This is a genomic window from Idiomarina sp. UBA4206, assembly GCF_002383015.1.
GTDB classification, from domain to species: Bacteria; Pseudomonadota; Gammaproteobacteria; order Enterobacterales; family Alteromonadaceae; genus Idiomarina; species Idiomarina abyssalis.
In genome coordinates this window covers 10,557-10,831 of the sequence record NZ_DFTS01000034.1, presented here as the reverse complement: position 1 = coordinate 10,831, position 275 = coordinate 10,557, and the positions used below count along the sequence as shown (strand labels likewise).

At 50.5% G+C, this 275-nt stretch carries 1 protein-coding gene; it reads left to right on the top strand.

Annotated elements, in window-relative coordinates; all coding sequences use genetic code 11:
* Positions 1 to 275 (top strand): saccharopine dehydrogenase family protein (locus B3180_RS07035; RefSeq protein ID WP_286843748.1); only part of this gene is annotated, 275 nt, incomplete at both ends.

The window sequence follows — 275 nt, the reverse complement described above, 5'->3', positions numbered from 1 at the left end:
ATCCGGAAATTAATATTCGCGAAATTACCCAGAAAGGTAAGTACTGGGAAAACGGCGAGTGGCACGAAACTGCCCCTATCAGCGTGCGTAAAGATCTGGACTACCCTAACGTTGGCGTGCGCCCTTCTTACCTGCTTTTCCATGAAGAGCTCGAGTCGCTGGTTAAGCACTTCCCGACTATTAAACGCGCGCGCTTCTGGATGACCTTTGGCGATCAATACCTGACTCACCTACGCGTACTTGAAAACGTCGGCATGACCTCTATCCAACCGGTA